Annotated in this window: 22 protein-coding genes; 10 read left to right on the top strand and 12 right to left on the bottom strand. The window is 63.2% G+C overall.

Annotated elements, in window-relative coordinates:
* Positions 1–5: 5 nt before the first annotated feature.
* Genes AAGF34_RS25385 through AAGF34_RS25400 form a run of 4 tightly spaced genes read right to left on the bottom strand, consistent with a single transcriptional unit; the run spans position 6 to position 4,216 of the window.
* Positions 6–788, bottom strand: coding sequence for an enoyl-CoA hydratase (locus AAGF34_RS25385; RefSeq protein ID WP_342618492.1), 783 nt, complete (start codon positions 786–788; stop codon positions 6–8).
* Positions 785–2,431 carry an acyl-CoA synthetase gene (locus AAGF34_RS25390; RefSeq protein WP_342618493.1) on the bottom strand — a complete coding sequence of 549 codons (1,647 nt, stop codon included), beginning with the start codon at positions 2,429–2,431 and terminating at the stop codon, positions 785–787. Before AAGF34_RS25390 ends, AAGF34_RS25385 begins: the two co-directional genes overlap by 4 nt.
* Entirely contained in the window at positions 2,428–3,732 is a 1,305-nt protein-coding gene (locus AAGF34_RS25395; RefSeq protein ID WP_342618494.1) for an O-acetylhomoserine aminocarboxypropyltransferase/cysteine synthase family protein, read from the bottom strand. Before AAGF34_RS25395 ends, AAGF34_RS25390 begins: the two co-directional genes overlap by 4 nt.
* A 10-nt stretch (positions 3,733–3,742) precedes the next feature.
* Entirely contained in the window at positions 3,743–4,216 is a 474-nt protein-coding gene (locus AAGF34_RS25400; RefSeq protein WP_342618495.1) for a CoA-binding protein, read from the bottom strand.
* A 107-nt stretch (positions 4,217–4,323) separates the two neighbouring features.
* Between AAGF34_RS25400 and AAGF34_RS25405 the strand changes: the two genes are divergently transcribed.
* From AAGF34_RS25405 to AAGF34_RS25420, 4 genes are all read left to right on the top strand, one after another.
* Complete coding sequence (locus AAGF34_RS25405) at positions 4,324–4,686, top strand: translation initiation factor Sui1 (RefSeq protein ID WP_342618496.1); 363 nt, start codon at positions 4,324–4,326, stop codon at positions 4,684–4,686.
* 10 nt (positions 4,687–4,696) lie between these two features.
* Positions 4,697–5,929, top strand: a complete 1,233-nt coding sequence (locus AAGF34_RS25410; RefSeq protein ID WP_342618497.1) for an NAD(P)/FAD-dependent oxidoreductase — start codon at positions 4,697–4,699, stop codon at positions 5,927–5,929.
* 165 nt (positions 5,930–6,094) lie between these two features.
* The gene (gene rpsU / locus AAGF34_RS25415; RefSeq protein WP_006296472.1) at positions 6,095–6,307 is read left to right on the top strand and encodes a 30S ribosomal protein S21; all 213 of its coding nucleotides are present in this window, start codon (positions 6,095–6,097) and stop codon (positions 6,305–6,307) included.
* A gap of 145 nt (positions 6,308–6,452) precedes the next feature.
* The gene (locus AAGF34_RS25420) at positions 6,453–6,896 is read left to right on the top strand and encodes a GatB/YqeY domain-containing protein (RefSeq protein ID WP_342618498.1); all 444 of its coding nucleotides are present in this window, start codon (positions 6,453–6,455) and stop codon (positions 6,894–6,896) included.
* 7 nt (positions 6,897–6,903) lie between these two features.
* Here the strand turns inward: AAGF34_RS25420 and pmbA are convergent, their stop codons facing one another.
* Positions 6,904–8,337: a metalloprotease PmbA gene (gene pmbA / locus AAGF34_RS25425; protein ID WP_342618499.1), complete on the bottom strand. Its 1,434-nt coding sequence runs from the start codon at positions 8,335–8,337 to the stop codon at positions 6,904–6,906.
* 23 nt (positions 8,338–8,360) lie between these two features.
* Between pmbA and yjgA the strand changes: the two genes are divergently transcribed.
* Together yjgA and mog are read left to right on the top strand one after the other, a co-directional pair.
* Positions 8,361–9,020 carry a ribosome biogenesis factor YjgA gene (yjgA, locus tag AAGF34_RS25430; RefSeq protein ID WP_342618500.1) on the top strand — a complete coding sequence of 220 codons (660 nt, stop codon included), beginning with the start codon at positions 8,361–8,363 and terminating at the stop codon, positions 9,018–9,020.
* Positions 9,021–9,028: 8 nt separating this feature from the next.
* Positions 9,029–9,643 carry a molybdopterin adenylyltransferase gene (gene mog, locus AAGF34_RS25435; RefSeq protein WP_342618501.1) on the top strand — a complete coding sequence of 205 codons (615 nt, stop codon included), beginning with the start codon at positions 9,029–9,031 and terminating at the stop codon, positions 9,641–9,643.
* On the opposite strand, the gene cysE is transcribed toward mog, so the two are convergent.
* Positions 9,621–10,397, bottom strand: coding sequence for a serine O-acetyltransferase (gene cysE / locus AAGF34_RS25440; RefSeq protein WP_342618502.1), 777 nt, complete (start codon positions 10,395–10,397; stop codon positions 9,621–9,623). The genes mog and cysE overlap by 23 nt on opposite strands.
* A 9-nt stretch (positions 10,398–10,406) precedes the next feature.
* A complete protein-coding gene (locus AAGF34_RS25445) occupies positions 10,407–11,222 on the bottom strand; it encodes an RNA methyltransferase (protein WP_342618503.1) in 816 nt (271 codons plus the stop codon).
* 76 nt (positions 11,223–11,298) lie between these two features.
* Between AAGF34_RS25445 and AAGF34_RS25450 the strand changes: the two genes are divergently transcribed.
* The 3 genes from AAGF34_RS25450 (at position 11,299) to AAGF34_RS25460 (ending at position 13,867) form a co-directional block, all read left to right on the top strand.
* A complete protein-coding gene (locus tag AAGF34_RS25450) occupies positions 11,299–12,192 on the top strand; it encodes an inositol monophosphatase family protein (RefSeq protein WP_342618504.1) in 894 nt (297 codons plus the stop codon).
* A gap of 17 nt (positions 12,193–12,209) precedes the next feature.
* Positions 12,210–13,433 carry an MFS transporter gene (locus tag AAGF34_RS25455; protein WP_342621182.1) on the top strand — a complete coding sequence of 408 codons (1,224 nt, stop codon included), beginning with the start codon at positions 12,210–12,212 and terminating at the stop codon, positions 13,431–13,433.
* Between the two features lie 140 nt (positions 13,434–13,573).
* Positions 13,574–13,867, top strand: a complete 294-nt coding sequence (locus tag AAGF34_RS25460) for a hypothetical protein (RefSeq protein ID WP_342618505.1) — start codon at positions 13,574–13,576, stop codon at positions 13,865–13,867.
* A 9-nt stretch (positions 13,868–13,876) separates the two neighbouring features.
* Here AAGF34_RS25460 and AAGF34_RS25465 read toward each other — a convergent pair whose 3' ends face one another.
* The 5 genes from AAGF34_RS25465 to AAGF34_RS25485 form a co-directional block, all read right to left on the bottom strand.
* A complete protein-coding gene (locus AAGF34_RS25465; RefSeq protein ID WP_342618506.1) occupies positions 13,877–16,993 on the bottom strand; it encodes an efflux RND transporter permease subunit in 3,117 nt (1,038 codons plus the stop codon).
* A gap of 5 nt (positions 16,994–16,998) precedes the next feature.
* Positions 16,999–18,537, bottom strand: coding sequence for an efflux RND transporter periplasmic adaptor subunit (locus AAGF34_RS25470; RefSeq protein ID WP_342618507.1), 1,539 nt, complete (start codon positions 18,535–18,537; stop codon positions 16,999–17,001).
* Complete coding sequence (locus AAGF34_RS25475; protein ID WP_342618508.1) at positions 18,534–19,808, bottom strand: TolC family protein; 1,275 nt, start codon at positions 19,806–19,808, stop codon at positions 18,534–18,536. The genes AAGF34_RS25470 and AAGF34_RS25475 overlap by 4 nt, the downstream gene beginning before the upstream one ends.
* On the bottom strand, positions 19,805–20,086 hold the full coding sequence (locus AAGF34_RS25480; RefSeq protein WP_342618509.1) for a copper-binding protein: 282 nt from the start codon (positions 20,084–20,086) through the stop codon (positions 19,805–19,807). The genes AAGF34_RS25475 and AAGF34_RS25480 overlap by 4 nt, the downstream gene beginning before the upstream one ends.
* 80 nt (positions 20,087–20,166) lie before the next feature.
* Entirely contained in the window at positions 20,167–20,526 is a 360-nt protein-coding gene (locus AAGF34_RS25485) for a hypothetical protein (RefSeq protein ID WP_342618510.1), read from the bottom strand.
* A gap of 107 nt (positions 20,527–20,633) precedes the next feature.
* Between AAGF34_RS25485 and ubiM the strand changes: the two genes are divergently transcribed.
* Positions 20,634–21,833, top strand: a complete 1,200-nt coding sequence (gene ubiM / locus AAGF34_RS25490) for a 5-demethoxyubiquinol-8 5-hydroxylase UbiM (protein WP_342618511.1) — start codon at positions 20,634–20,636, stop codon at positions 21,831–21,833.
* The last annotated feature ends 2 nt before the right edge of the window (positions 21,834–21,835 follow it).

Raw genomic sequence — 21,835 nt, forward strand, 5'->3', positions numbered from 1 at the left:
CAGGCTCAGGAAAACTGCGGTGGACGTTTGTCGATGAATGCCTGCACCCCCTCCAGAGCATCGGCGTCCATCATGTTACAGGCCATGGTGTTCAACGCGTCCTGGTAGGCCGCTTCCATGCCCGATTCCAGCTGCCGGTAGAAAAGACCCTTGCCCATTTCAATGGCCACGCGCGGCTTCTTCAGGATGCTGTCCACCAGCTTCTGCACGGTGGCATCCAGCTGTTCGGCCGGCACAGCGTGGTTGATCAGGCCTTGCGCCTGTGCCTCCTGCGCGCTGATGAACTCGCCCGTCACCAGCATCTCGAAGGCGGCCTTGCGGCTCACGTTGCGGCTCAGGGCCACGCTGGGCGTGGAGCAGAACAGGCCGTAGTTCACGCCGCTGGTGGCAAAGCGCGCCGTGTCGGCAGCCACCGCCAGATCGCACATGGCCACCAGTTGGCACCCCGCTGCCGTGGCAATGCCCTGCACCCGGGCAATCACCGGCACCGGCAGGCGCTGCAGGCCCATCATCACTTCACTGCACTGGGCAAACAGCGTGCGGTAGTACGCCAGCGAAGGCGCTGCCCGCATTTCCTTGAGGTCGTGGCCGGCACAAAAAGCTTTGCCCTCTGCCGCCAGCACGACCACACGTACCGACGTATCGACGGCAATGTCCTGGGTAGCTTTTTGCAGTGCAGTCAGCATGGCCTCGCTCAATGCATTGAAGGCTTGCGGACGGTTGAGCGTGAGCGTGACCACGCCGCGCGCATCACGCGCCACCTGCAGGAGCTCAGCTTGCTCGCTCACGATGCAATGGCCTTTTCGGCACGCTTGCGCAACTCGAACTTCTGGATCTTGCCGGTCGACGTCTTGGGAATGGATTCAAAACGGATATCGCGCGGCACCTTGTAGCCCGCCAGCAGCGATTTGCAATGGTCAATCAGGTCCTGCGGCGTGACCTGCACACCGTCCTTGACTTCCACATAGGCCACCGGCGTCTCACCCCATTTGGGGTCGGGCTTGGCGACCACCGCGCACGACAGTACCGCCGGGTGGCGGTACAGCGCATCTTCGACTTCCAGCGAGCTGATGTTCTCGCCACCGGAGATGATGATGTCCTTGCTGCGGTCCTTGATCTTGACGTAGCGGTCACCCTCTAGCACCGCCAGGTCACCGGTATGGAACCAGCCGCCCGCAAAGGCCTCGGCTGTGGCCTTGGGGTTCTTGAGGTAGCCCTTCATGACGATGTTGCCGCGGAACATGATTTCGCCCATGGTCTGGCCGTCGGCGGGGACTTCGGTCATCTCCTCGGCGTTCATCACGGTCATGCCTTCCTGCAGCGGGTAACGCACGCCCTGGCGGCCATTCAGGCGGGTCTGCTCGGACAAGGACTCGCTGGCCCACTGCGTGCGCTTGGCGGCCACCGATGCTGGACCGTAGACCTCGGTCAGACCGTACACATGGGTGATGTCAAAGCCGATCTGGGCCATGCCTTCGATCATGGAGGCCGGTGGCGCAGCACCGGCCACCATGCCGCGCACCTTGTGGCGGATGTTGGCGCGCATCTCGGGCGGTGCGGCAATCAGCAGGTTGTGCACGATGGGAGCAGCGCAGTAGTGGTCCACGCCATGCTCGGCAATGGCCGGCAGGATGTGGGCCGCGTCCACGCGGCGCAGGCACACATGGGTGCCCGCCAGCATGGCCACGGTCCAGGGGAAGCACCAGCCATTGCAGTGAAACATGGGCAGGGTCCACAGGTAAGTGGGGAAATGCGGCATGGTCCAGGTGGCGGCATTGCAGGTAGCGTTGAGGTAGGCGCCGCGGTGGTGGGTGACCACGCCCTTGGGGTCGCCGGTGGTGCCAGAGGTGTAGCTCACGGCAATGGCGTCCCACTCGTCCTGCGGGCCCTGCAGCACGGCCAAGGGTTCGTGAGCCGCCAGAAAGGCTTCGTACTCCTGCGTACCCACGCGCTCGCCCGTGCCGGTGAACTCGCTGTCGCATACGTCAATCACCAGCACCTCGCGCCCATGCTCTTCCTTGAGCATGCGCAACGCGTCCTTCATCAGGTGCGAGAACTCGGTGTCGGTGATCAGCACACTGGCTTCGCAGTGGTTCATCTGCCAGGCCAGCAGCCAGGGGTCGAGCCGGGTGTTGAGCGTGTTGAGCACGGCATTGAGGGCCGGCACGGCGTAGTGCGCCTCCACCATCTCAGGCGTGTTGGGCAGCATCACACTCACCGTGCTGCCGCGTTTGACCCCATGCGCCTTGAGGGCCGCGGCCAGCCGCGCCGAACGCTCACGGGTCTGAGCCCAGGTGTAGCGACGCTTGCCATGGATTACGGCGGTGAGGTCACCGAAGATTTCCGCCGTGCGCTCCACAAAGCTCACGGGCGAGAGCGCCACGAAATTGGCGGGGTTCTTGTCGAGGTGTTGGTCGAATATGGAAGTCATTGTTGTGCTGCTTTCTCCAGTGCCTGGTCTATGTCCCAAAGAATGTCGTCAATGTGTTCCAACCCTACCGACATGCGCACCATGTCGGGCAGCACGCCGGCGGCGATCTGCTGTTGTTCGTCCAGCTGCCGGTGCGTGGTGCTTGCGGGATGGATGATGAGTGTGCGCGTGTCGCCGATATTGGCCAGATGGCTCATGAAGCGTGCCGCCTCGATGAAGCGCACTCCGGCTTGCAGCCCGCCCTTGACGCCAAACGCCAGCAAGCCCGACGCGCCCGGCACGCCGTCTATGGCGCGCATCTGTTTCTGCACCAGCGCATGGTCGGCGTGGTCGGGCAGACCGGGATAGCTCACCCAGGCCACCTGCTTGTGGGCTTGAAGGAACTCGGCCACCTTGCGCGCGTTGCTGCAATGGCGCTCCATGCGCACATGCAAGGTCTCGGTGCCCTGCAGAATTTGCCACGCCGCCATGGGCGACAGCGCGGCGCCATACACCCGCAAGGTCTCCATGCGGGCACGCATGGTGAAGGCGAAGTCGCCAAAGGTCTCAAAGAACTTCACGCCGTGGTAGCCCGCGGAAGGTTCTGTCATGCCGGGGAACTTGCCGTTGTCCCAGGGGAACTTGCCGCTCTCCACCACCACGCCACCCAGCGTGGTGCCGTGGCCAGCCAGGTATTTGGTAGCCGAGTGCACCACGATGTCAGCGCCCCAGCGTATGGGTTGGCACAGGAAGGGCGACGGCACCGTGTTGTCGATGACCAGCGGCAGGCCATGGGCATGGGCCACATCGGCTATTGCCGCAATGTCCAGCACCGCCAAGCTGGGGTTGCCCAGGCTCTCGGCAAACACAGCGCGGGTATTGGGTTGGATGGCGGCGGCAAAGGCCTCGGGCTTGCGTGCATCCACAAAGGTGGTGGTAATGCCCAGCTTGGCCAGGTTCACCGCCAGCAAAGACACGCTGCCGCCGTACAGCGCACCCGCCGCAACGACGTGGTCGCCTTGCTGCAGCAAGGTCATCAGCACCATGCTTTCCGCCGCCATGCCGCTGGCCGACGCCAGCCCTGCACGCCCACCTTCCAGCGCGGCGACGCGCTCTTCGAGTGCCGCCACCGTGGGGTTGCTCAGTCGCGAATACACATTGCCAAAGGTCTGCAGATTGAACAGGCTGGCTGCGTGGTCGGCGCTGTCAAACACAAAGCTGGTGGTCTGGTAGATGGGCACTGCGCGGGCGCCAGTAGCGGCGTCGGGAATCTGGCCGGCGTGGATGGTCAGGGTTTCAGGTTGGTAGATGCGATCAGCCATGTGGTTCCCCTTATCCCGGGCGTTTGGCGGAGATGACGCCGGTGTTCACCCCGGCCCAGTTCAGACCGCCCATGAGGCGAGCATGCTCGATCTTGACGCAGCGGTTGGTGACCGAATCCAGCCCCGCCGCCCGCGCCAGTGCGTCGGCCTCCAGGTTGTTGACACCGAGCTGCTGCCACAGGCATTTGGCGCCTATGTCTATGGCCTGCTGCGCAATGGGCAGCACGTCTTCGGTCTTGCGAAACACGTCCACCATGTCCACAGCAAAGGGGATATCGGCCAACGTGGCATAGCAGGTCTCACCCAGAATGGCTGTGCCGCTTGCTGCGTAACGCGGGTTCACCGGCACGATGCGGTAACCGTGCTCCTGCATGTACTTGGCGGCAAAGAAGCTGGGGCGGTGCCATTCCGCAGAAAGCCCCACCACCGCGATGGTGCGGTACTGGCGAAGAATGCGTTGCAAGCTGGCGATATCGTTGTTCACAAGGGTCCAATCATTCGCAGGAAGACCCGCACAATATAGCGCCGCTCCCACCGGGTGTCGGATACTAAACACCCAAACCTAGCCCTGCCTGACAAATCAGCCCCACCATGACAAGAAACGCCTCCAGCAGCACGCTGGTCTATTCCACCGACAGCGGCCGCATCTGCACCGGTTGCGGCAAGCCTGTGGCGCAATGCATCTGCAAGACCGCCAGTGCCGCGCCGTTGGGCAACGGCAATGTACGTGTCAGCCGTGAAACCAAGGGCCGCGCCGGCAAAGGCGTAACGGTCATCAAGGGCCTGCCCCTGGCAGCCGCCGAGCTTGCGGCGCTGGGCAAGCAATTGCGCACCGCCTGTGGCTCGGGCGGCACCGTCAAAGATGGCACGCTGGAAATCCAGGGCGACCATGCGGACCGTGTGGTGGAACTGCTCAAGGCCCAGGGCTTCAGCGCCAAGCGCGCAGGCGGGTAAGCTCCCCACCATGCAGAAGTTTGACGTAGTGATCGTGGGTGCCGGGGCTGCCGGCTTGTTTTGCGCCGGTGTGGCCGGGCAACTGGGCCTGAAAGTGCTGGTGCTGGACCACAGCGAGAAGGTGGCGGAAAAAATCCGCATTTCGGGCGGCGGGCGCTGCAACTTCACCAACTTGGATGTGACAGCGGCCAATTTCCTGAGCGAGAACCCGCGCTTTGCCAAGTCGGCCCTGTCGCGCTACACGCCGCGCGACTTCATAACGCTCCTGCAGAAGCACCAGATTGCCTTCCACGAAAAGCACAAGGGCCAGCTGTTCTGCGACCGTTCCGCCGAAGACATCATCAACCTGCTGCTGGCGGAATGCGCGCAAGGCGGCGTACAAGGCTGGCAGCCCTGCAGCCTCAAGGCGGTGCGCTTCCACGCCGGTGCCGACCTTCCCTACACCCTGGATACCAGCCAGGGTGAGGTCGGCTGCAAGGCGGTGGTGATTGCCACCGGCGGCCTGTCCATTCCCAAGATAGGTGCCAGTGACCTGGGCTACCGTGTTGCCAAACAGTTTGATTTGCCGGTGGTAGCGACCCGGCCCGCGCTGGTGCCACTGACTTTTGACGAGGCTGCCTGGGCGCCATTCGCGCAGCTCTCCGGTTTGTCCTTGCCGGTGGAAATCGCCACCGGCGCCAAGAAGGACTCCATGCAGTTCCGTGAAGACCTGCTGTTCACCCACCGGGGCTTGAGCGGCCCCGGCGTGCTGCAGATCTCCAGCTACTGGAAGGAGGGCAGCAGCATCCGCCTGAACCTGGTGCCCGACACCGCCCTGGCCGATTACCTGCAGCAGGCCAAGGCCACGTCGCGCAAACGCATTGCGAACGAACTCGCCGCCCTGCTCCCTTCCCGGCTGGCCGATACCTGGGTGGCGCAAGGTGCGGCCCTGGGCCAGAACTGGGACCGCGCGGTGAACGAGGCATCCGACAAGGCGCTTCTGCTGCTGGCAGAGCGCATCAACCGCTGGGAGCTCACACCCACGGGCACCGAGGGTTATCGCAAGGCCGAGGTCACCGCGGGCGGCGTGGATACCAAGGTACTCTCCAGCCAAACCATGGAAAGCCGGCAGCCCGGCCTGTATTTCATTGGGGAAGTGGTGGATGTGACCGGCTGGCTGGGCGGCTACAACTTCCAGTGGGCCTGGGCCAGCGCCTTCGCCTGCGCGCAGGGCCTGGCAGCCCGTTTGCAACAGCCTGGTTGAAAGCGCTTGGACGTAGCCTAAGACAAAGGTTATAATCGCAGGCTCTTTGGCAGTTCCCCGTCGGCCAATACTAGTTAAGACGGGAAATACCGCTGAATCTGGCGAGTGGGGCCCGATCTTCCCCCTTGCATCGTGATCAGCACAATTTTTGGAACCCATTACGTAATGACAACGATCCGTGTAAAAGAAAACGAGCCGTTTGACGTCGCTCTGCGTCGCTTCAAGCGCACCATTGAAAAGCTGGGCCTGCTGACTGACTTGCGCGCACGCGAGTTCTACGAAAAGCCCACTGCCGAGCGCAAGCGCAAGAAGGCTGCTGCCGTCAAGCGCAACTACAAGCGCATCCGCAGCATGCAATTGCCCAAGAAACTCTACTGAGTTTCTGCTGCAGAAGCTGTTTTGAGCTTCCCGCCCGCAGGTTCACAAGGATCTGCCGGACACAAAATGCTCGCCTGGGGACGCTCCGGCGGGCATTTTTCATTCTGAGACCTCTTTTTTAGCCGCTCACTTCTGGAGAACCGCAATGTCCCTCAAAGACCAAATCACCGAAGACATGAAGACCGCCATGCGCGCCAAGGACAGCGAGCGCCTGGGCACCATCCGCCTGCTGCTGGCCGCCTGCAAGCAGCGTGAAGTGGATGAACGCATCGTGCTGGACGATGCCGCCGTAGTCGCTCTGGTGGACAAACTGATCAAGCAACGCAAGGACTCGGTTGCCGCCTACGAAGGCGCAGGTCGCCAGGACCTGGCCGACAAGGAATCCGCCGAAATCAAGGTACTGCAGGTCTACCTGCCCCAGCGCATGTCCGCCGACGAGGTGCTGGTCGAAGTCAAAGCCATCGTTGCCGAACTGGGCGCCAAGGGGCCTGGAGATATGGGCAAGGTGATGGGTATGGTGAAGACGCGACTTGCTGGGAAGGCGGAGATGGCTGTTGTTTCTTCGGCTGTTAAGGCTGCGCTGGCCTGAGTTTCAATCAGCTCCCAGCAACCTTCATCTTGTTGATCAAGACGGACCCCACCGTCTTGGCCCCATAGTTGTAGGTATCCGCGCCAATCGCCTCAACGCCCTTGAACATGGCTTTCATGTTGCCGGCAATGGTGATCTCGTGGACGGGGAACTTGATGCGGCCTTTTTCGACCCAGAAGCCGCTGGCGCCACGCGAGTAGTCGCCGGTGACGTAGTTCACGCCCTGCCCCATCAGCTCGGTCACAAACAGGCCGGTGCCCAGGCGCTGCAGCATGGCGTCCAGGTCGTCGCCGGCCTGGGTCAGGCGCGAGGTGAAGGTGAGATTGTGGGAGCCGCCGGAATTGCCGGTGGTGCGCATGCCCAGTTTGCGGGCGGAGTAGCTGCTGAGGAAATAGCCGCCCACCTTGCCCGCTTCCACCACCTGGCGCGCCTGCACCCGCACACCCTCGTCATCGAAGGGCGAGCTGCCCTTGCCGCCCAGGATGAAGGGGTCTTCAAAAATGTCGATGTGCTTGGGAAACACCTGCTTGCCCAGGCTGTCGAGCAGGAAGGTGCTCTTGCGGTACAAGGCACCGCCACTCACCGCTTGCACAAAGGCACCCAACAAACCCGCTGCCAAAGGGGACTCGAACAGCACCGGGCATTCCACGGTCGCGATCTTGCGTGCCTTGAGACGGCTCAAGGCGCGCTCCGCCGCGTAACGGCCCACGGCCTCGGGGAACGCCAACTCTTCGGCGCGGCGCTGCGAGCTGTACCAGGCATCGCGCTGCATGTCGTCGCCCTTGCCGGCAATGGGTGAAACCGACAGCGAATGGCGCGAGGTGGCGTAGCCGCCGCGAAAGCCGTGGGTATGGGCGCTGAAGAATTGCGACTGCTGGGCCGACACGGCAGCGCCTTCGCTGTTGGTGATGCGCTTGTCCACGGACAAGGCGGCAGCTTCGCATTGCAGTGCCAGTTGGGCCGCCTGCTCGCTGGTAACAGCCCAGGGGTGGAACAGGTCCAGGTCACGCTTGCGGTCCGCCACGGGGGAAATATCTGCCTCATCGGGAAGGCTGGCAAACGGGTCTTCGGCGGTAAAACGGGCGATGTCGTAGGCCGCACGCACGGTCTGCGCGATGGCCGCATCGGAAAAGTCGGAGGTGCTGGCGTTGCCGCGTCGGTGTCCCACATAGACCGTGACGCCCAGCGACTTGTCGCGGTTGCGCTCCACATTCTCCAGTTCGCCATTGCGCACGGAGACGCTCAGGCCACAGCCTTCGGATACTTCCACACCGGCATCGGTGGCGCCGGCTTTTCGGGCTTCTGCCAGCGCTTTGTCAGCCAGAGACTCAAAGAACGGCAGCGTGTAGGCGAATCCAGAATCCGAAGGTTTGGCCGAGCGGAGGGCGGTGGAAGTGGGCTTGGAGGGCGCGGCTTGGCGCGAGGTGGGGTGTTTCTTCATGGCGAAGGCTATGATACTTGGCTATGTCACGCAAACTTAAAAAAGGCTATTACGTCAAAGGCCAATTCGTCGCCGAGGGCAGCGCACTCGATCTGGAGTACAAGCGCGAGCTCAAAGGTTCCGACGAGCCCAGCCGTACCGACCTCAAACGCGAAAGCGACGAGCAACAGAAACTCGGCGAAGATTTGCTGACCCTGCGTGCAGAACTGATGACCCGCCTGGACCTGCCGGAAAAGCTGGTGGAAGCCGTCGCAGAGGCCAAACGCATTAGCAACTTCGAAGGCCTGCGCCGCCAGATGCAATTCATCGGCAAGCTCATGCGCAAACTCGAAGCAAGCAAGATCGAAGAGATCCGCGCCGCCCTGGAAGAACAGCACATGCCGTCGGCCAAGGAAACCCTGCTGCTGCACCAGGCCGAGCAATGGCGCGACCGACTGGTCGCAGATGACGATGCCGTGGGCCAGTGGATCAACTTGAGCCCGGGCACCGACAGCCAGCAACTGCGTGCCCTGGTACGCCAGGCCCGCAAGGACGCCAAACCGGAGAAACCCGGCATGGCACCGCGACACGGCCGCGCCTACCGCGAAATTTTCCAGCTGGTGCGCGAGCAATTGACCAGTGCCCACGACCAAGGTGCTGAAGCATCCAACGCAGACGCCAGCGAAACTGACCACGACGACTGAGTAATCCCATGAGCCCAACCCTTGCGCCCCCTGACACCGTCAAGATCGGCATTGTTTCCATCAGCGACCGTGCGTCCAGCGGCATTTACGAAGACAAAGGCCTACCCGCGCTGAAGGACTGGCTGTCGCGCGCGTTGCTCAACCCGATCGACTTCGAAGCACGCCTGATCCCCGACGAGCAGCAGGAGATCAGCAAGACGTTGGTGGAATTGGTGGACGCCGGCTGCGCACTGGTGCTCACCTCCGGCGGCACCGGCCCTGCCCTGCGCGACGTGACTCCAGAAGCCACGCTGGCCATTGCCGACAAGGAAATGCCCGGCTTTGGCGAACAGATGCGCCGTGTCAGCCTGGAGTTTGTGCCTACGGCCATCCTGTCACGCCAGGTGGCGGTGATCCGTGGCAAGACCCTGATCATCAACCTGCCCGGCCAACCCAAGTCCATTGCCGAAACGCTGGAAGGATTGAGAGATGCCGAGGGCAACAGCAAGGTGCAGGGCATTTTTGCTGCCGTGCCCTACTGCATCGACCTGATTGGTGGGCCGTATCTGGAAACCAACGACGCCGTCTGCAAGGCCTTCCGGCCCAAATCGGCGCAGCGGCCTACTCGGCAATCAGCTGGTTGAGCTTTTCCGCCTCAAAGCATTCCTTGCGCGCGGCGTCCGCCGGAACACAGTCACTGCTGACGTCCTTGCGGTTGGACAGCGTCTCGATCGCCTGCCAAAGCAAGGCAATCTGGTGGTCCTGCGACGCGGCGCTGTTGACCAGACCATGCAGGGCCTGGCTCAAGGGATCGTTTTCCTTGGTAATGCCGTAGGCCGAGAACTTGCTGTCGGTGGGTGCCACATCAGCACTTTCACCGGCTTTGGATTGGATGATGCGTGCGGGAATGCCCACGGCGGTTGCACCAGCGGGTACGGGTTTGATGACCACGGCGTTGCTGCCGATCTTGGCACCGTCACCGACTTCAAAACCACCCAGCACCTTGGCGCCAGCGCTCACCACCACGTCCTTGCCCAGCGTGGGATGGCGTTTGGCCCCTTTGTACAGCGAGGTGCCGCCCAGGGTCACGCCCTGGTAGATGGTGCAGCCGTCGCCGATTTCTGCGGTTTCACCCACCACGGTACCCATGGCATGGTCAAAGAAGACGCGGTCCCCGATCTTGGCGCCAGGATGGATTTCAATGCCGGTGAGAAAGCGCGACACATGCGAGGTAAAGCGACCCAGCCACAGAAAACCATGCGTCCAGAACCAATGCGCCGGCCTGTGCAACACCACGGCATGCAATCCGGGATAGCAGGTCAGCACCTCCCAGGTACTGCGCGCAGCAGGATCACGGTCAAGTATGCATTGGATGTCGGAGCGTAGGCGGGCAAACATGGGAAGAGTCTAAACGCTGCGCCCGGGCTCGGGCAGCGGGTCTGCTTTTGACAACGCCGTCGGGGTGGAATTGCCAGCGAGCTGCAGCACCGACTTGGCGATGCCGCGCAGGATGTGGATTTCTTCCTGCGTAACTTCGGCGCGGTTGAACAGGGCGTTGAGGCGCGGCATGAGCTTCTTGGGCGCCGCGGGGTCCAGAAACTCCAGCGCCACCAACGCCTGCTCCAGATGCGCCAACATGCCGCTGACCTGCGCCGCATCGGCCACCTTGGCCGCGCCTTGCGGCAGGGCGGGTGCTTCGGCAAATCCGCCCAGTGCCAGGCGCCATTCATAGGCAATCACCTGCAAGGCAGCTCCGATGTTGAGCGAGCCAAATTTCGGGTTGCTGGGAATGCTCAGGCAGACGTTGCAGCGGTACACGTCCTCGTTGCGCATGCCAAAGCGCTCGGAGCCAAACAGGAAGGCTATGCCTTCGTGCTGGGGCTTAGCGGTTTCGCTACGCTCCTGCACCATGCGCGCCGCCAGCTGGCTGAAGTGCTCGCGCGGCGTGGTGGTCGGTGGGCCAAAGTCGCGTGGCGTCATGGCGGTGGCACACAGATGTGTCATGCCTTCCAGCGCTTGGTCCAATGTTTCCACGATGCGGCACTTTTCCAGCACATCCAGGGCACCGCTGGCACGCTGGATGGTTTCCTCCCGGCGCAGCACATTGGCCCAGCGCGGCGCCACCAGCACCAGGTCGTCAAAACCCATGGTTTTCATGGCCCGGGCGGCTGCGCCCACGTTGCCGGCGTGGCTGGTCTGGATGAGGATAAAACGTGTCTGCATGGAAACCGGTAAAATCCGACTATTGTCGCCGCCTGCATCGCCACCGCGGTATCACCTGTTCTTCCCCCCACAATCTATGTCGCTCAATCTGCACCCCATGGTCAATGTGGCCATCAAGGCCGCCCGCACTGCCGGTTCCATCATCAACCGCGCCGCTCTCGATATCGAGTCCGTGCGTGTGTCGCAAAAAAAGGCCAATGACTTTGTCACCGAAGTGGACCAGGCCGCAGAAGCCGCGATCATAGAAACCCTGCTCACCGCCTACCCCGGTCACGGCATCTGGGCCGAGGAGTCGGGCAAGGAACACGGCGCGCAGGACTCCGAATTCGTCTGGATCATCGACCCGCTGGACGGCACCACCAATTTCATCCACGGCCTGCCCACTTATTGCGTGAGCATTGCCCTGGCCGTGCGCGGCAAAGTGGAACAAGCCGTGGTGTACGACCCGACCCGCAATGACCTGTTCACCGCCACCAAGGGCCGTGGCGCCTTTCTGAACGACCGCCGCATCCGCGTCTCCAAGCGCACCCAGCTCAAGGAAGCGCTGGTTTCCACCGGTTTCCCTTATCGCCAGGGTGACGACTTCGACCAGTATCTGGTGATGATGGGTGAAGTCATGCGCCGTACCGCCGGTCTGCGCCGCCCGGGCGCTGCCGCTCTGGACCTGGCCTATGTGGCGGCTGGCTACACCGATGCCTTCTTCGAGAAGGGGCTGCAACCCTGGGACGTGGCGGCAGGCTCCCTGCTGGTGACCGAAGCAGGCGGTCTGGTAGGCAATTTCTCGGGCGAAGCAGACTTCCTGGACCAGCAGGAATGCCTGGCAGGCAATCCACGCGTCTACGCGCAGATGGTTGGCGTGCTGGGCAAACACAGCAAGTTTGCCAGCGCCGGTGAAAAAGCCGCCGTGCGCCAATCCACCCTGAGCATCAGCCCGCGCGGCAAGGGAACCGACGAAGCCGCTCCCCTGTAAGGCAGGGCTTGCAAGCCATGCCCGACGGGAGTCTTAAGGAGCTGTTTGCACAGCGCAGCTTTGTGCGCTTCTGGCTGGCACGCCTGTTTGGTACCACCTCGCTGCAAATGCTGATGGTGGCGCTGGCCTGGCACATGTACGACATCACCTCCAGCGCCTGGGACCTGGGTCTGGTGGGGCTGTTCCAGTTTGTGCCGGCCCTGCTGCTCACCTTGCCCGCCGGCCATCTGGCGGACCGCGTGCACCGGGGCCACATCTTCTCGGTCTGCATGGCGATGCTGGCCTTTGCGGCGCTGCTGTTGCTTCTGGCCGTTCACTTCCAGTTTGCCAACCGGGAACTGATCCTGGGCATTTCGGTGCTGCTGGGCATGACCCGCGCCTTCCAGATGCCGGCCCAGCAGGCGCTGACCCCGCAACTGGTGCCCACCGCCATGCTGCAACGCGCCCTCACGCTGAGTTCGGGAGCCATGCAAGTGGCCATCATTTGCGGGCCCGCGCTGGGTGGCCTGCTTTACGGCGCCGGGCCCGCCACGGTCTACGCCTGCAGTGCCGGCTTGCTGCTGGTAGCAGCCGCACTGGCGCTCACGATCCGGTACCGGCACGTACCGGCGCAGGGATCCGCCAGTTGGCGCAGCGTGCTGGCCGGTGTGGGCTTCGTCTGGCGGCACAAAGTCATTTTGGGTGCCACCAGCCTGGACCTGTTTGCCGTACTCCTGGGCGGAGCGACCGCGCTGCTGCCGATTTTTGCGCGCGATATGCTGCAGACCGGCCCGCTGGGACTGGGTATGTTGCGCTCTGCCCCGGCGGTCGGCGCCCTGGTGACCTCTGTGGTGCTGGTGCGCTGGCCCCTGCAGCACAGAGTGGGCAAGAAGCTACTGATCGCTGTTGCCCTATTCGGCCTAGCCACCTTGGTGTTTGGCCTGTCTCACAGTTTCGGCCTGTCTTTGTTTGCACTCCTGGTGACCGGCGCGGCCGACAACATCAGCGTGGTGACACGCAGCACCCTGGTGCAGCTGGAGACGCCAAATGAGATGCGCGGGCGCGTCTCGGCCGTGAACTCCATCTTCATCGGAGCCTCCAACCAGTTGGGCGAATTTGAATCGGGCGCCGTCGCCGCTGCCTTTGGACCGGTGTTTTCCGTCGTGTCCGGTGGCATTGGCACCATGCTGGTAGCGGCAGCCTGGCTCAAGCTTTTCCCGGATCTGGCCCGGCGTGACCGCATGCACAACGATCTGTCCTGAACCCAAGCCACCCTGGGCTGTTGCGCACAAGCAACCGAAAACCCTCTAAGTGATAATGGGATTAGGGTAAACCCTAGGAAGAACACTAGGGTTTACCCTATACTGCACTGCAACACGATCACTTTTCTTAGGAGGATCTCATGTCCAGTTCCGTAATTACCGCTTCTTCCCTGTCCCGTACCGGTGACAGCAACATCGTAGGCGCATTGGCTGAAGTCGGCGTCGCCTTCAAGCACTTGGCAACTGCGGTTTTCCGCACCGCCGTGGCGCCCGTGGCTCCCGCCCAGCCTCTGACGGCCTACGAAGAAGCCGAGCAACTGCGTACCTACGCTGCCGAAATCCAGCAAAAGGACCCCGACTTCGCGCAAGACCTGTTTGCCGCTGCGGACCGCCACGAAATCGAAGCGGCCGCTGCAGCACGCACTGTCCACTAAAACGGCCTTTCAGCGTGGCGCCATGCGCCACTGCTTGACCAGGGCGTAGAGGGCCGGAATCACGGCCAACGTCAGCACGGTGGAAGACACCATGCCGCCCACCATGGGCGCAGCAATGCGGCTCATCACTTCGGACCCGGTGCCAGTGCCCCACAGGATGGGCAAAAGCCCAGCCATGATGGCCACGACCGTCATCATCTTGGGCCGCACGCGTTCCACGGCACCCTCCATGACGGCGTCATACAGGTCCTGCGGACCTGCGACAGCACCTTCCGCCTGGCGCCGCTGCTGCGCAGCCTCCCAGGCGTGGTCCAGGTAGATCAGCATCACCACCCCGGTTTCGGCGGCCACCCCGGCCAGGGCAATGAAGCCCACGGCCACGGCCACTGACAGGTTGTAGCCCAGCGCCCACATCAGCCAGACCCCGCCCACCAGCGCAAACGGCACCGAGAGCATGACAATCAGCGTCTCGGTCAGGCGCCGGAAGTTCAGGTACAGCAGCAGGAAGATGATGAGCAGGGTGACCGGCACCACGATCTTCATTTTTTCCGTGGCCCGCTCCATGGACTCGAACTGCCCGCTCCAGGTGGCGTAGTAGCCGCTGGGGAATTTCACCTGGTCGTTGACGGCCTTGCGCGCTTCCTTCACGTAGCTGCCAATGTCCCGGTCGCGGATGTCCACATAGATGTAAGCCGACAGCAGCGCGTTCTCGGTGCGTATGCCGGGCGCGCCACGGGCGATTTCCACCTTGGCCACCTGCCCCAGGGGAATCATGGCACCGCCCATGGTGGGTACCAGGATCTCGCTGGCAATCTGCTGCGGGTTGGCGCGCAGGTCGCGCGGATAGCGCACGGTCACACCAAAGCGCTCCCGCCCTTCCACCGTGGTGGTCACCATCTCGCCGCCCAGCGCGGTCCCGATCACATCCTGCAGGTCACCCACGGCCAGACCGTAGCGAGCCAGTTGCGTGCGGTCCGGCTCGATGTTGATGTAGTAGCCACCGGTAATGCGCTCGGCAAAGGCCGAGGTCGTGCCCGGCACCTTCTTCACCACCGCCTCGATCTCCTTGGCCAGGCGCTCCATCTCGTTCAGGTCCTTGCCAAATACCTTGATGCCTATGGGCGTGCGGATGCCGGTGGACAGCATGTCAATGCGCGCCTTGATCGGCATGGTCCAGGCATTGGACACACCGGGAAACTGCAGCGCCTTGTCCAGCTCGGCGATCAGCTTGTCGGTGGTCATGCCCGCGCGCCACTGCGATTCGGGTTTGAGGTTGATCACCGTCTCGAACATCTCCGTGGGTGCCGGGTCGGTCGCCGTGTTGGCGCGTCCGGCCTTGCCGTAGACCGACTCCACCTCGGGGAAGCTCTTGATGAGCTTGTCCTGCGTCTGCAGCAATTGCGCGGCCTTGGTGATGGACATGGCCGGCAGCGAAGACGGCATGTACAGCAGCGTGCCCTCGTTCAAGGTGGGCATGAATTCCGAACCCAGCTGTGACGCCGGGACCAGCGAAACACCCAGAATGACCAGCGCCAATGCAATGGTGAGCTTCTTCCAACGCATGACCCAGGCGATGATGGGCCGGTAGATCCAGATCAGGAAACGGTTTACCGGGTTTTTGTTCTCCGGCATTACCGGGCCGCGGATGAACAGCATCATCAGCACCGGCACCAACGTCACCGACAACAGGGCTGCGCCCGCCATGGAAAAGGTCTTGGTGTAGGCCAGCGGCGAGAACAGCCGCCCCTCTTGCGACTCCAGCGTGAACACCGGCAGGAACGACACGGTGATGATCAGCAGCGAGAAGAACAGCGCAGGCCCCACTTCCTTGCAGGCCGCCACAATGGCTTGGGCGCGGGACTCGCCCGGCTGCAGCCGCTCGATGTGCTTGTGCGCGTTCTCGATCATCACGATGGCCGCGTCCACCATGGCGCCGATGGCGATGGCGATGCCGCCCAGGCTCATGAGGTTGGAGTTCATGCCCAACAGGTGCATGGCAATGAAGGCGATCAGCACACCCACCGGCAGCATCAGGATGGCCACCAGCGCCGAGCGCACATGCAGCAGAAAGACCACACACACCGCCGCCACGATCAGGCTCTCTTCCAGCAGGGTGTGCTTGAGCGTCTCGATGGCCCGGTGGATCAGGTCGGAGCGGTCATACACGGGGATGATGCTCACCCCTTCGGGCAGGCCGGCAGATACCTCGGCAATCTTGTCCTTGATGTTGGAGATCACCTCCAGCGCATTCTGGCCGTAGCGCGCCATGGCAATGCCCGAGACCACCTCGCCCTCGCCATTGAGTTCGGTGACGCCACGCCGCTCATCCGGCACCAACTCCACCCGCGCCACATCGCGCACCAGCACGGGCGTGCCCTTGTCGCTCTTGAGCACCAGGTTCTCGATGTCACCCACGCCACGCAGATAGCCTTTGCCGCGCACCATGTATTCGGTCTCGGCCATCTCGATGGCCCGTCCACCCACGTCGCGGTTGGAGTCGCGTATGGTCTGCGACACCTTGTTCAAAGGGATGCCGTAGGCCCGCAGCTTGATGGGGTCTACCGTGACCTGGTAGGTCTGCACGAAACCGCCAATGGACGCCACTTCCGCCACGCCGTGGGCCTTGGCCAACTGGTAGCGCAAATACCAGTCCTGGATGGTGCGCAACTCGGCCAAGGTCTTGTTCTTGGCAACCAGAGCGTACTGGTAGACCCAGCCCACACCGGTGGCGTCCGGCCCCAGTGAAGGCGTCACGCCCTGGGGCATGCGCCCGGCGGCGAAGTTCAGGTATTCCAGCACCCGCGAACGCGCCCAGTAGATGTCGGTGCCATCCTCGAAGATCACGTACACAAACGAGGCGCCGAAGAACGAGAAGCCACGCACCACGCGCGACTTGGGTACCGAGAGCATGGCCGTGGTCAGCGGATACGTCACCTGGTCTTCCACCACCTGCGGTGCCTGACCCGGGAACTCGGTATAGACGATGACCTGCACGTCCGACAAATCCGGCAGCGCGTCCAGCGGAGTCCTGAGCACCGCATACACGCCCGCCAGCGTTACGAACAGCGTGGCCAGCAACACCAGCACGCGGTTGCGGCCGGACCAGTCAATGATGTTTGCAAGCATGGCGGCTACCTGTTTTGCGGGGTGATGCGGGTGATGACCCACTCGCCCTTGCCACGCTCCACGAACTCGAAGCGGATGGCCGCATCGGGCTTCAGGTCCTTGAGCAGCGCGCCGTTGGCCAGCTGGAAGTCCATGGTCATGGCCGGCCACTTCAGGCTGGCAATGGCGCCGTGGCTGATGGTCACGCTCTGGGTCTTGGTGTCCACTTCGACCACCTTGCCCACGCCCTCATGACCGGTTGCACTCGCAGCGGGTGCACTGGTTTGCGCTGCACCAAAGCCCGCCACAGCGGCCTTCAGATTGCTCTCGGCATCGATCAGGAAGTTGGCGGAGACGACCACCTGCTCGCCCTCCTTCACGCCTTCCAGCACTTCCAGGTAGTTGTCACTGCGCGCGCCCAGTTTGACGTCGCGCGGCTCAAAGCGTCCCTCACCCACCTGCACCAGAACCAGCTGGCGCTTGCCGCTGTCGATGACCGCGGACAGGGGCACCGTCAGCACCCGCGCCTTGCCACCCACGGCCAACTCCACCTGCGCATACATGCCGGGCTTGAGCAAGCCGCCCGGGTTGGCCAGCTCCAGCCGCACCGGCACGGTACGCGTTTCGGCGTTCAACGTGGGGTAGACATAGGTCAGCGCCGCATCCAGCGTCTTGCCGGGATAGGCATCGATGGTCACCCGCGCCCGGGCGCCGGTGCGCACCGCGGCAATATCCTGTTCGAACACATCGGCCACGACCCACACCGACGACAGGTCACTGACCTGGTAGAGCACGTCTCCAGGCATGAAGCGCATGCCTTGCACGGCCTTCTTCTCCGACACAAACCCGCTCACCGGCGAGCGGAAGGTCAGCGTGCGCTTGGCAGCGCCTGAGCGCGTGAGTTCCTTGATCTGCTCCTCGCTCACATCCCAGTTGCGCAGGCGTGCCAGGCTGGCGTCGGCCAGTTGCTGCATGCTCTTTTGCGCATCGGGCCCAGCCTGGGCCAGGTTCTGCACCCCTTGCACGGCAATGGCGTATTCGCGCTGCGCGGCCAGCAGATCCGGTGCATAGACTTCAAACAGCGGCTGCCCCTTGGCTACGGACTGCCCCGTGGCATTGACATGCAGCTTTTCCACATAGCCTTCAAAGCGCGGTGCAATGGTGTAGCTGCGCCGCTCATCGGGCTCGACGCGGCCGCTTGCATGCACCGCCTTGTCCAACACGCGCAAGGCGGCCGCTTCGGTGCGGACGCCCATCTTCTGCACCTTGTCGGCGCTGAACTGCAGCTGGTTGGCGGTGGCGGGTGTACTTTCTTCCTCCCCCTCATAGACAGGGATGTAGTCCATGCCCATGGGGTCCTTCTTGGGCGTGGGCGAGGTGTCGGGCAAGCCCATGGGGTTGCGGTAGAAACGGATCTTGCGTTCCTTGGGCGCGGCCGGAGCCATGGCTTCGGCGGAAGCAGATGACGTTGCCTGTGCATGGTGCGTTCCCCACCAAACTCCGCCGCCTGCGGCGATGCCGGCCAGCGCCAGGGCAGCTACCAGTACCGTGATGTTCTTGTTCATAGGTCTTCTCCCAGAAGGCGCTCGATTTGCGCCAGACGCGCCTGGCCTTCGGCCTGGGCTTTGATGCGGGTTTGCTTGGCCTGACGGATCTGGCGCTGCGCGTCCAGTACGGTGGCAAAGTCCACCTTGCCGGCCTCGTAGCCCACCAGTGCAGCCTGCAGGGTCAGCTCGGCTTGCGGCAGCAGGCTGCTGGCCACCAGGCCTTCCGTCTGCTGCGCGCTCTGCAGTGCTGCGAGGTTCTCGTTCAAGTCCGACAGCAGCTGGTTGCGCGTGGTGTCGCGCCGCGCACGTGCGGCTTCCGCCATGGCGACCGATTCGCGCTCCTGCGCGCGGCGTGTGCCTTGCCAGAGCGGGATGTTCATCTCCAGCATCAGGTCCCAGGTCTTGAAATCATTCTGGAACTGCGTGGGCGCGATGCCCACGGTCAAGGTGGGATAGCGGCCTTTCATGGCCAGCGCCTGCCCCGCATCCGCTGCGCTCACACGCGCCTCGTCGGCCGCCAGCTGCGGATTGCGCGCACGGGCACGCTGCTCCAGCGCCTCAGCGTCAAGCAGGTCGGGCTGCGGCAAGGCGCGCAGGCTCTGCGGCTCGGCCAGTTCGGCCTGCGCAGGGCGCGCCAGCCAGCCGTTCAAGCGGGCACGCGCCTGGCGCAATTCACTTTGCATGCCAATCAGCTCGCTCTTCATGGCGGTCTGCTCGGTCTGTGCGCGGATGGCGTCCTGTTGCGGCGCCAGGCCGGCGGCGTAGCGCACCTGGGCCATCTGCTCCAAGGTCTGCATCAACCCCAGGATCTCCTGGCTCAGGCGCTGGCTGCGGCTCAGAAAGTAGAGCTGGGCGTAGGCCAGCTTGATGCGCGAGGCCAGATCCACCCACACGCCCTGCGCCGCAGTCTGCGCACCCTGTGCCGTGTACCGGGCCTGTGCACTTTTGAGCTCACGCGTGCCGAACCAGGGCAGTTCCTGCGACAGGGTGTAGCGCGTGCTGCCCACGTCGGACGGCCACAGCGTGGGGTTTTGCGCGCCCATGCGGGTGACGTCCTGCAGCTCCAGCTTGAAGCGCGGGTCGGGCAGCGCATCCGCCTGCGCCACACGCTCCTGTGCGGCATCCGCCTCATGGCGCATGGTGGCCAGCTCCGGGTTGTTCTGCCGCGCAATCTCCAACAGCGATTCCACCGTGGCGCCGGGCGGGTTGGTATCAGACTGCGCGGCGGCGCCCGCCACAACCAGCGCGGCCGCCGTGGCGACAACCGCGCGCAGCAATGGCTGCTTCACTTGGCGTGCTCCAGCGCTTCGATGACCATCTGGTCACCCTGCATCTGCACGGTAAAGCGCACCGCATCTCCAGGCTTGAAGCCCTTGAGCTGCGCCGCATCACGGACCTTGTAGGGCATGGTCATGCCCTCCATGCCCATGCTCTTGATGGCTTCGTGCTTGAGGGTGACCTGCGCTTTTTCGGGCGCGATCTTGGTGACTTCTCCACGCACCCACTCGGGTGCAGACCATACGGACGTGGCGCACAGCAGCGCCAGCGAAACTATCCAGCGATTCATGAAAAAACTCCTGACTTGATGGGCCTTTGCGGCCCGGACCACGCGTGCCGCAAATTGCGGACGCACCTAGGGCGTGGAAGTCAGGAAATGGGTGGTTTGGTGTAGCGCGTGGGTTCGGCGCTCTCGAAGGTGCCTGGTTGGCGTACTGGTACTGCGTGGGGAATTGGTTTCAAGGCCATCTCAGGGGCCTCATCCAATGCCGCCAAGGGCATGCAGATATCGCAGGATTGGCAGCCCGCGTGCTGCGTGGCGCCTGGGTCCTGATCGCCATGGGACAAGGCCGCCATCTGCATCTGCAGTGCACAGTCTTCGCTCATGCCGCTCTGCTGCTGCATGCTGACAACAACTGCTGGCGCATTCATGTCCAGCACCATGCGCTGCGCCGTCCAGCCGCGCAAGGGCAGCAAGGCGATCAGAAACAGGATGAGCAGGCGCGACATGGCCGGATGATAACGCCTGCAATTGCAAATCCCTTGACCAAAAGCAAAGACCGGTCACGGCAAAGCGCTAGCCTCGCGGCTTCGGATCAGAAAACCAATTTCCCTTTATGGATGCAGACGTCATCATTGTGGGTGCTGGCCCGGCCGGCCTGTGCCTGGCCAAGTCGCTCAGCGGGCGCAAACTCAAGATTCTGCTGATCGAGCAGCAAGACCGCGAAGCGCTGGAGGCGCCCATTTTTGACGGGCGGGAAATCGCACTCACCCAGCGCTCCGCCACGTTGCTCAAAGGGCTGGGCTTGTGGGACCTGATGGACGGCAAGGACATCGCACCGCTCAAGGACGCCAAGGTCATTGACGGACCGAATATCTTCTCCATGACGATTGGCCACGAGCTGGGCAAAGGAACGGAGCTGGGCTGGCTGGTGTCCAACCACCTGATACGGCGCGCCGCCTGGCAAGGCATGCAGCATGCTGCCAATGCCAACAAGGACATCACCCTACTCACCGGAGCAAAGGTCAGCGATGTACGCACTTCCGCCAGCGAAGCCACCGTCACCCTGGCCAGCGGCCAAGCGTTGCGCAGCAAGCTGGTGGTGGCAGCCGACAGCCGCTTCTCCAGCACGCGGCGCATGATGGGCATTGCCGCCCATATGCACGACTTCGGCAAGAACATGCTGGTCTGCGCCATGATCTTCGAGAAGCCGCACGACTTTGCCGCTTGGGAGTGGTTTGGCTACGGCCAGACACTGGCGCTGCTACCCATGAACCCGCATCCGGAAACCGGGGCACACCGTGCGTCGGTGGTCATCACCTTGCCCAGTCACGCCATTGAAGCGCTCATGCAGATGGAGCCGGACGCTTTCAACGCTGCCGTGGCCCAGCGCTTCAACCACCGCCTGGGCGCCATGCAGCTGTGCAGCACCCGCCACAACTACCCGCTGGTAGCCGTGTACCCACAACGGCTGGTGGCACAGCGCTTTGCCACCGTGGGGGACGCGGCGGTGGGCATGCATCCGGTGACCGCACACGGATTCAATTTCGGCCTGCTCAGCGTGGACGCGTTGACACGGGAAATCGCCACCGCACTGCACACCCGTGGCGACATCGGCAGCACCAGCCTGCTGCAGCGCTACGAGGGCCGCCAGAAGCGTGCCACCTTGCCCCTGTTCTGGATGACGCGTCTGATCGTGGAGATATATACCCGCGAATCCATGGCAGCCAAACTGGCGCGCCAAGTGCTGCTGCGCGTGAGCGACAAGGTCACGCCGTTCAAGCGTTCCATCGCCCAGTCGCTTTCGGGAACCTGACG

The sequence above is a fragment of the Rhodoferax sp. GW822-FHT02A01 genome (genome assembly GCF_038784515.1).
Taxonomy (GTDB): domain Bacteria; phylum Pseudomonadota; class Gammaproteobacteria; order Burkholderiales; family Burkholderiaceae_C; genus Allorhodoferax.

Coding starts and splice junctions, on each gene's coding strand:
- AAGF34_RS25405 (WP_342618496.1), top strand. CDS start 4,324: ATGACAAGAAACGCCTCCAGCAGCACGCTGGTCTATTCCACCGACAGC.
- AAGF34_RS25395 (WP_342618494.1), bottom strand. CDS start 3,732: ATGGCTGATCGCATCTACCAACCTGAAACCCTGACCATCCACGCCGGC.
- yjgA (WP_342618500.1), top strand. CDS start 8,361: ATGTCACGCAAACTTAAAAAAGGCTATTACGTCAAAGGCCAATTCGTC.
- AAGF34_RS25455 (WP_342621182.1), top strand. CDS start 12,210: ATGCCCGACGGGAGTCTTAAGGAGCTGTTTGCACAGCGCAGCTTTGTG.
- AAGF34_RS25460 (WP_342618505.1), top strand. CDS start 13,574: ATGTCCAGTTCCGTAATTACCGCTTCTTCCCTGTCCCGTACCGGTGAC.
- mog (WP_342618501.1), top strand. CDS start 9,029: ATGAGCCCAACCCTTGCGCCCCCTGACACCGTCAAGATCGGCATTGTT.
- AAGF34_RS25390 (WP_342618493.1), bottom strand. CDS start 2,431: ATGACTTCCATATTCGACCAACACCTCGACAAGAACCCCGCCAATTTC.
- AAGF34_RS25450 (WP_342618504.1), top strand. CDS start 11,299: ATGTCGCTCAATCTGCACCCCATGGTCAATGTGGCCATCAAGGCCGCC.
- AAGF34_RS25465 (WP_342618506.1), bottom strand. CDS start 16,993: ATGCTTGCAAACATCATTGACTGGTCCGGCCGCAACCGCGTGCTGGTG.
- pmbA (WP_342618499.1), bottom strand. CDS start 8,337: ATGAAGAAACACCCCACCTCGCGCCAAGCCGCGCCCTCCAAGCCCACT.
- AAGF34_RS25420 (WP_342618498.1), top strand. CDS start 6,453: ATGTCCCTCAAAGACCAAATCACCGAAGACATGAAGACCGCCATGCGC.
- cysE (WP_342618502.1), bottom strand. CDS start 10,397: ATGTTTGCCCGCCTACGCTCCGACATCCAATGCATACTTGACCGTGAT.
- AAGF34_RS25470 (WP_342618507.1), bottom strand. CDS start 18,537: ATGAACAAGAACATCACGGTACTGGTAGCTGCCCTGGCGCTGGCCGGC.
- AAGF34_RS25410 (WP_342618497.1), top strand. CDS start 4,697: ATGCAGAAGTTTGACGTAGTGATCGTGGGTGCCGGGGCTGCCGGCTTG.
- rpsU (WP_006296472.1), top strand. CDS start 6,095: ATGACAACGATCCGTGTAAAAGAAAACGAGCCGTTTGACGTCGCTCTG.
- AAGF34_RS25485 (WP_342618510.1), bottom strand. CDS start 20,526: ATGTCGCGCCTGCTCATCCTGTTTCTGATCGCCTTGCTGCCCTTGCGC.
- AAGF34_RS25445 (WP_342618503.1), bottom strand. CDS start 11,222: ATGCAGACACGTTTTATCCTCATCCAGACCAGCCACGCCGGCAACGTG.
- ubiM (WP_342618511.1), top strand. CDS start 20,634: ATGGATGCAGACGTCATCATTGTGGGTGCTGGCCCGGCCGGCCTGTGC.
- AAGF34_RS25480 (WP_342618509.1), bottom strand. CDS start 20,086: ATGAATCGCTGGATAGTTTCGCTGGCGCTGCTGTGCGCCACGTCCGTA.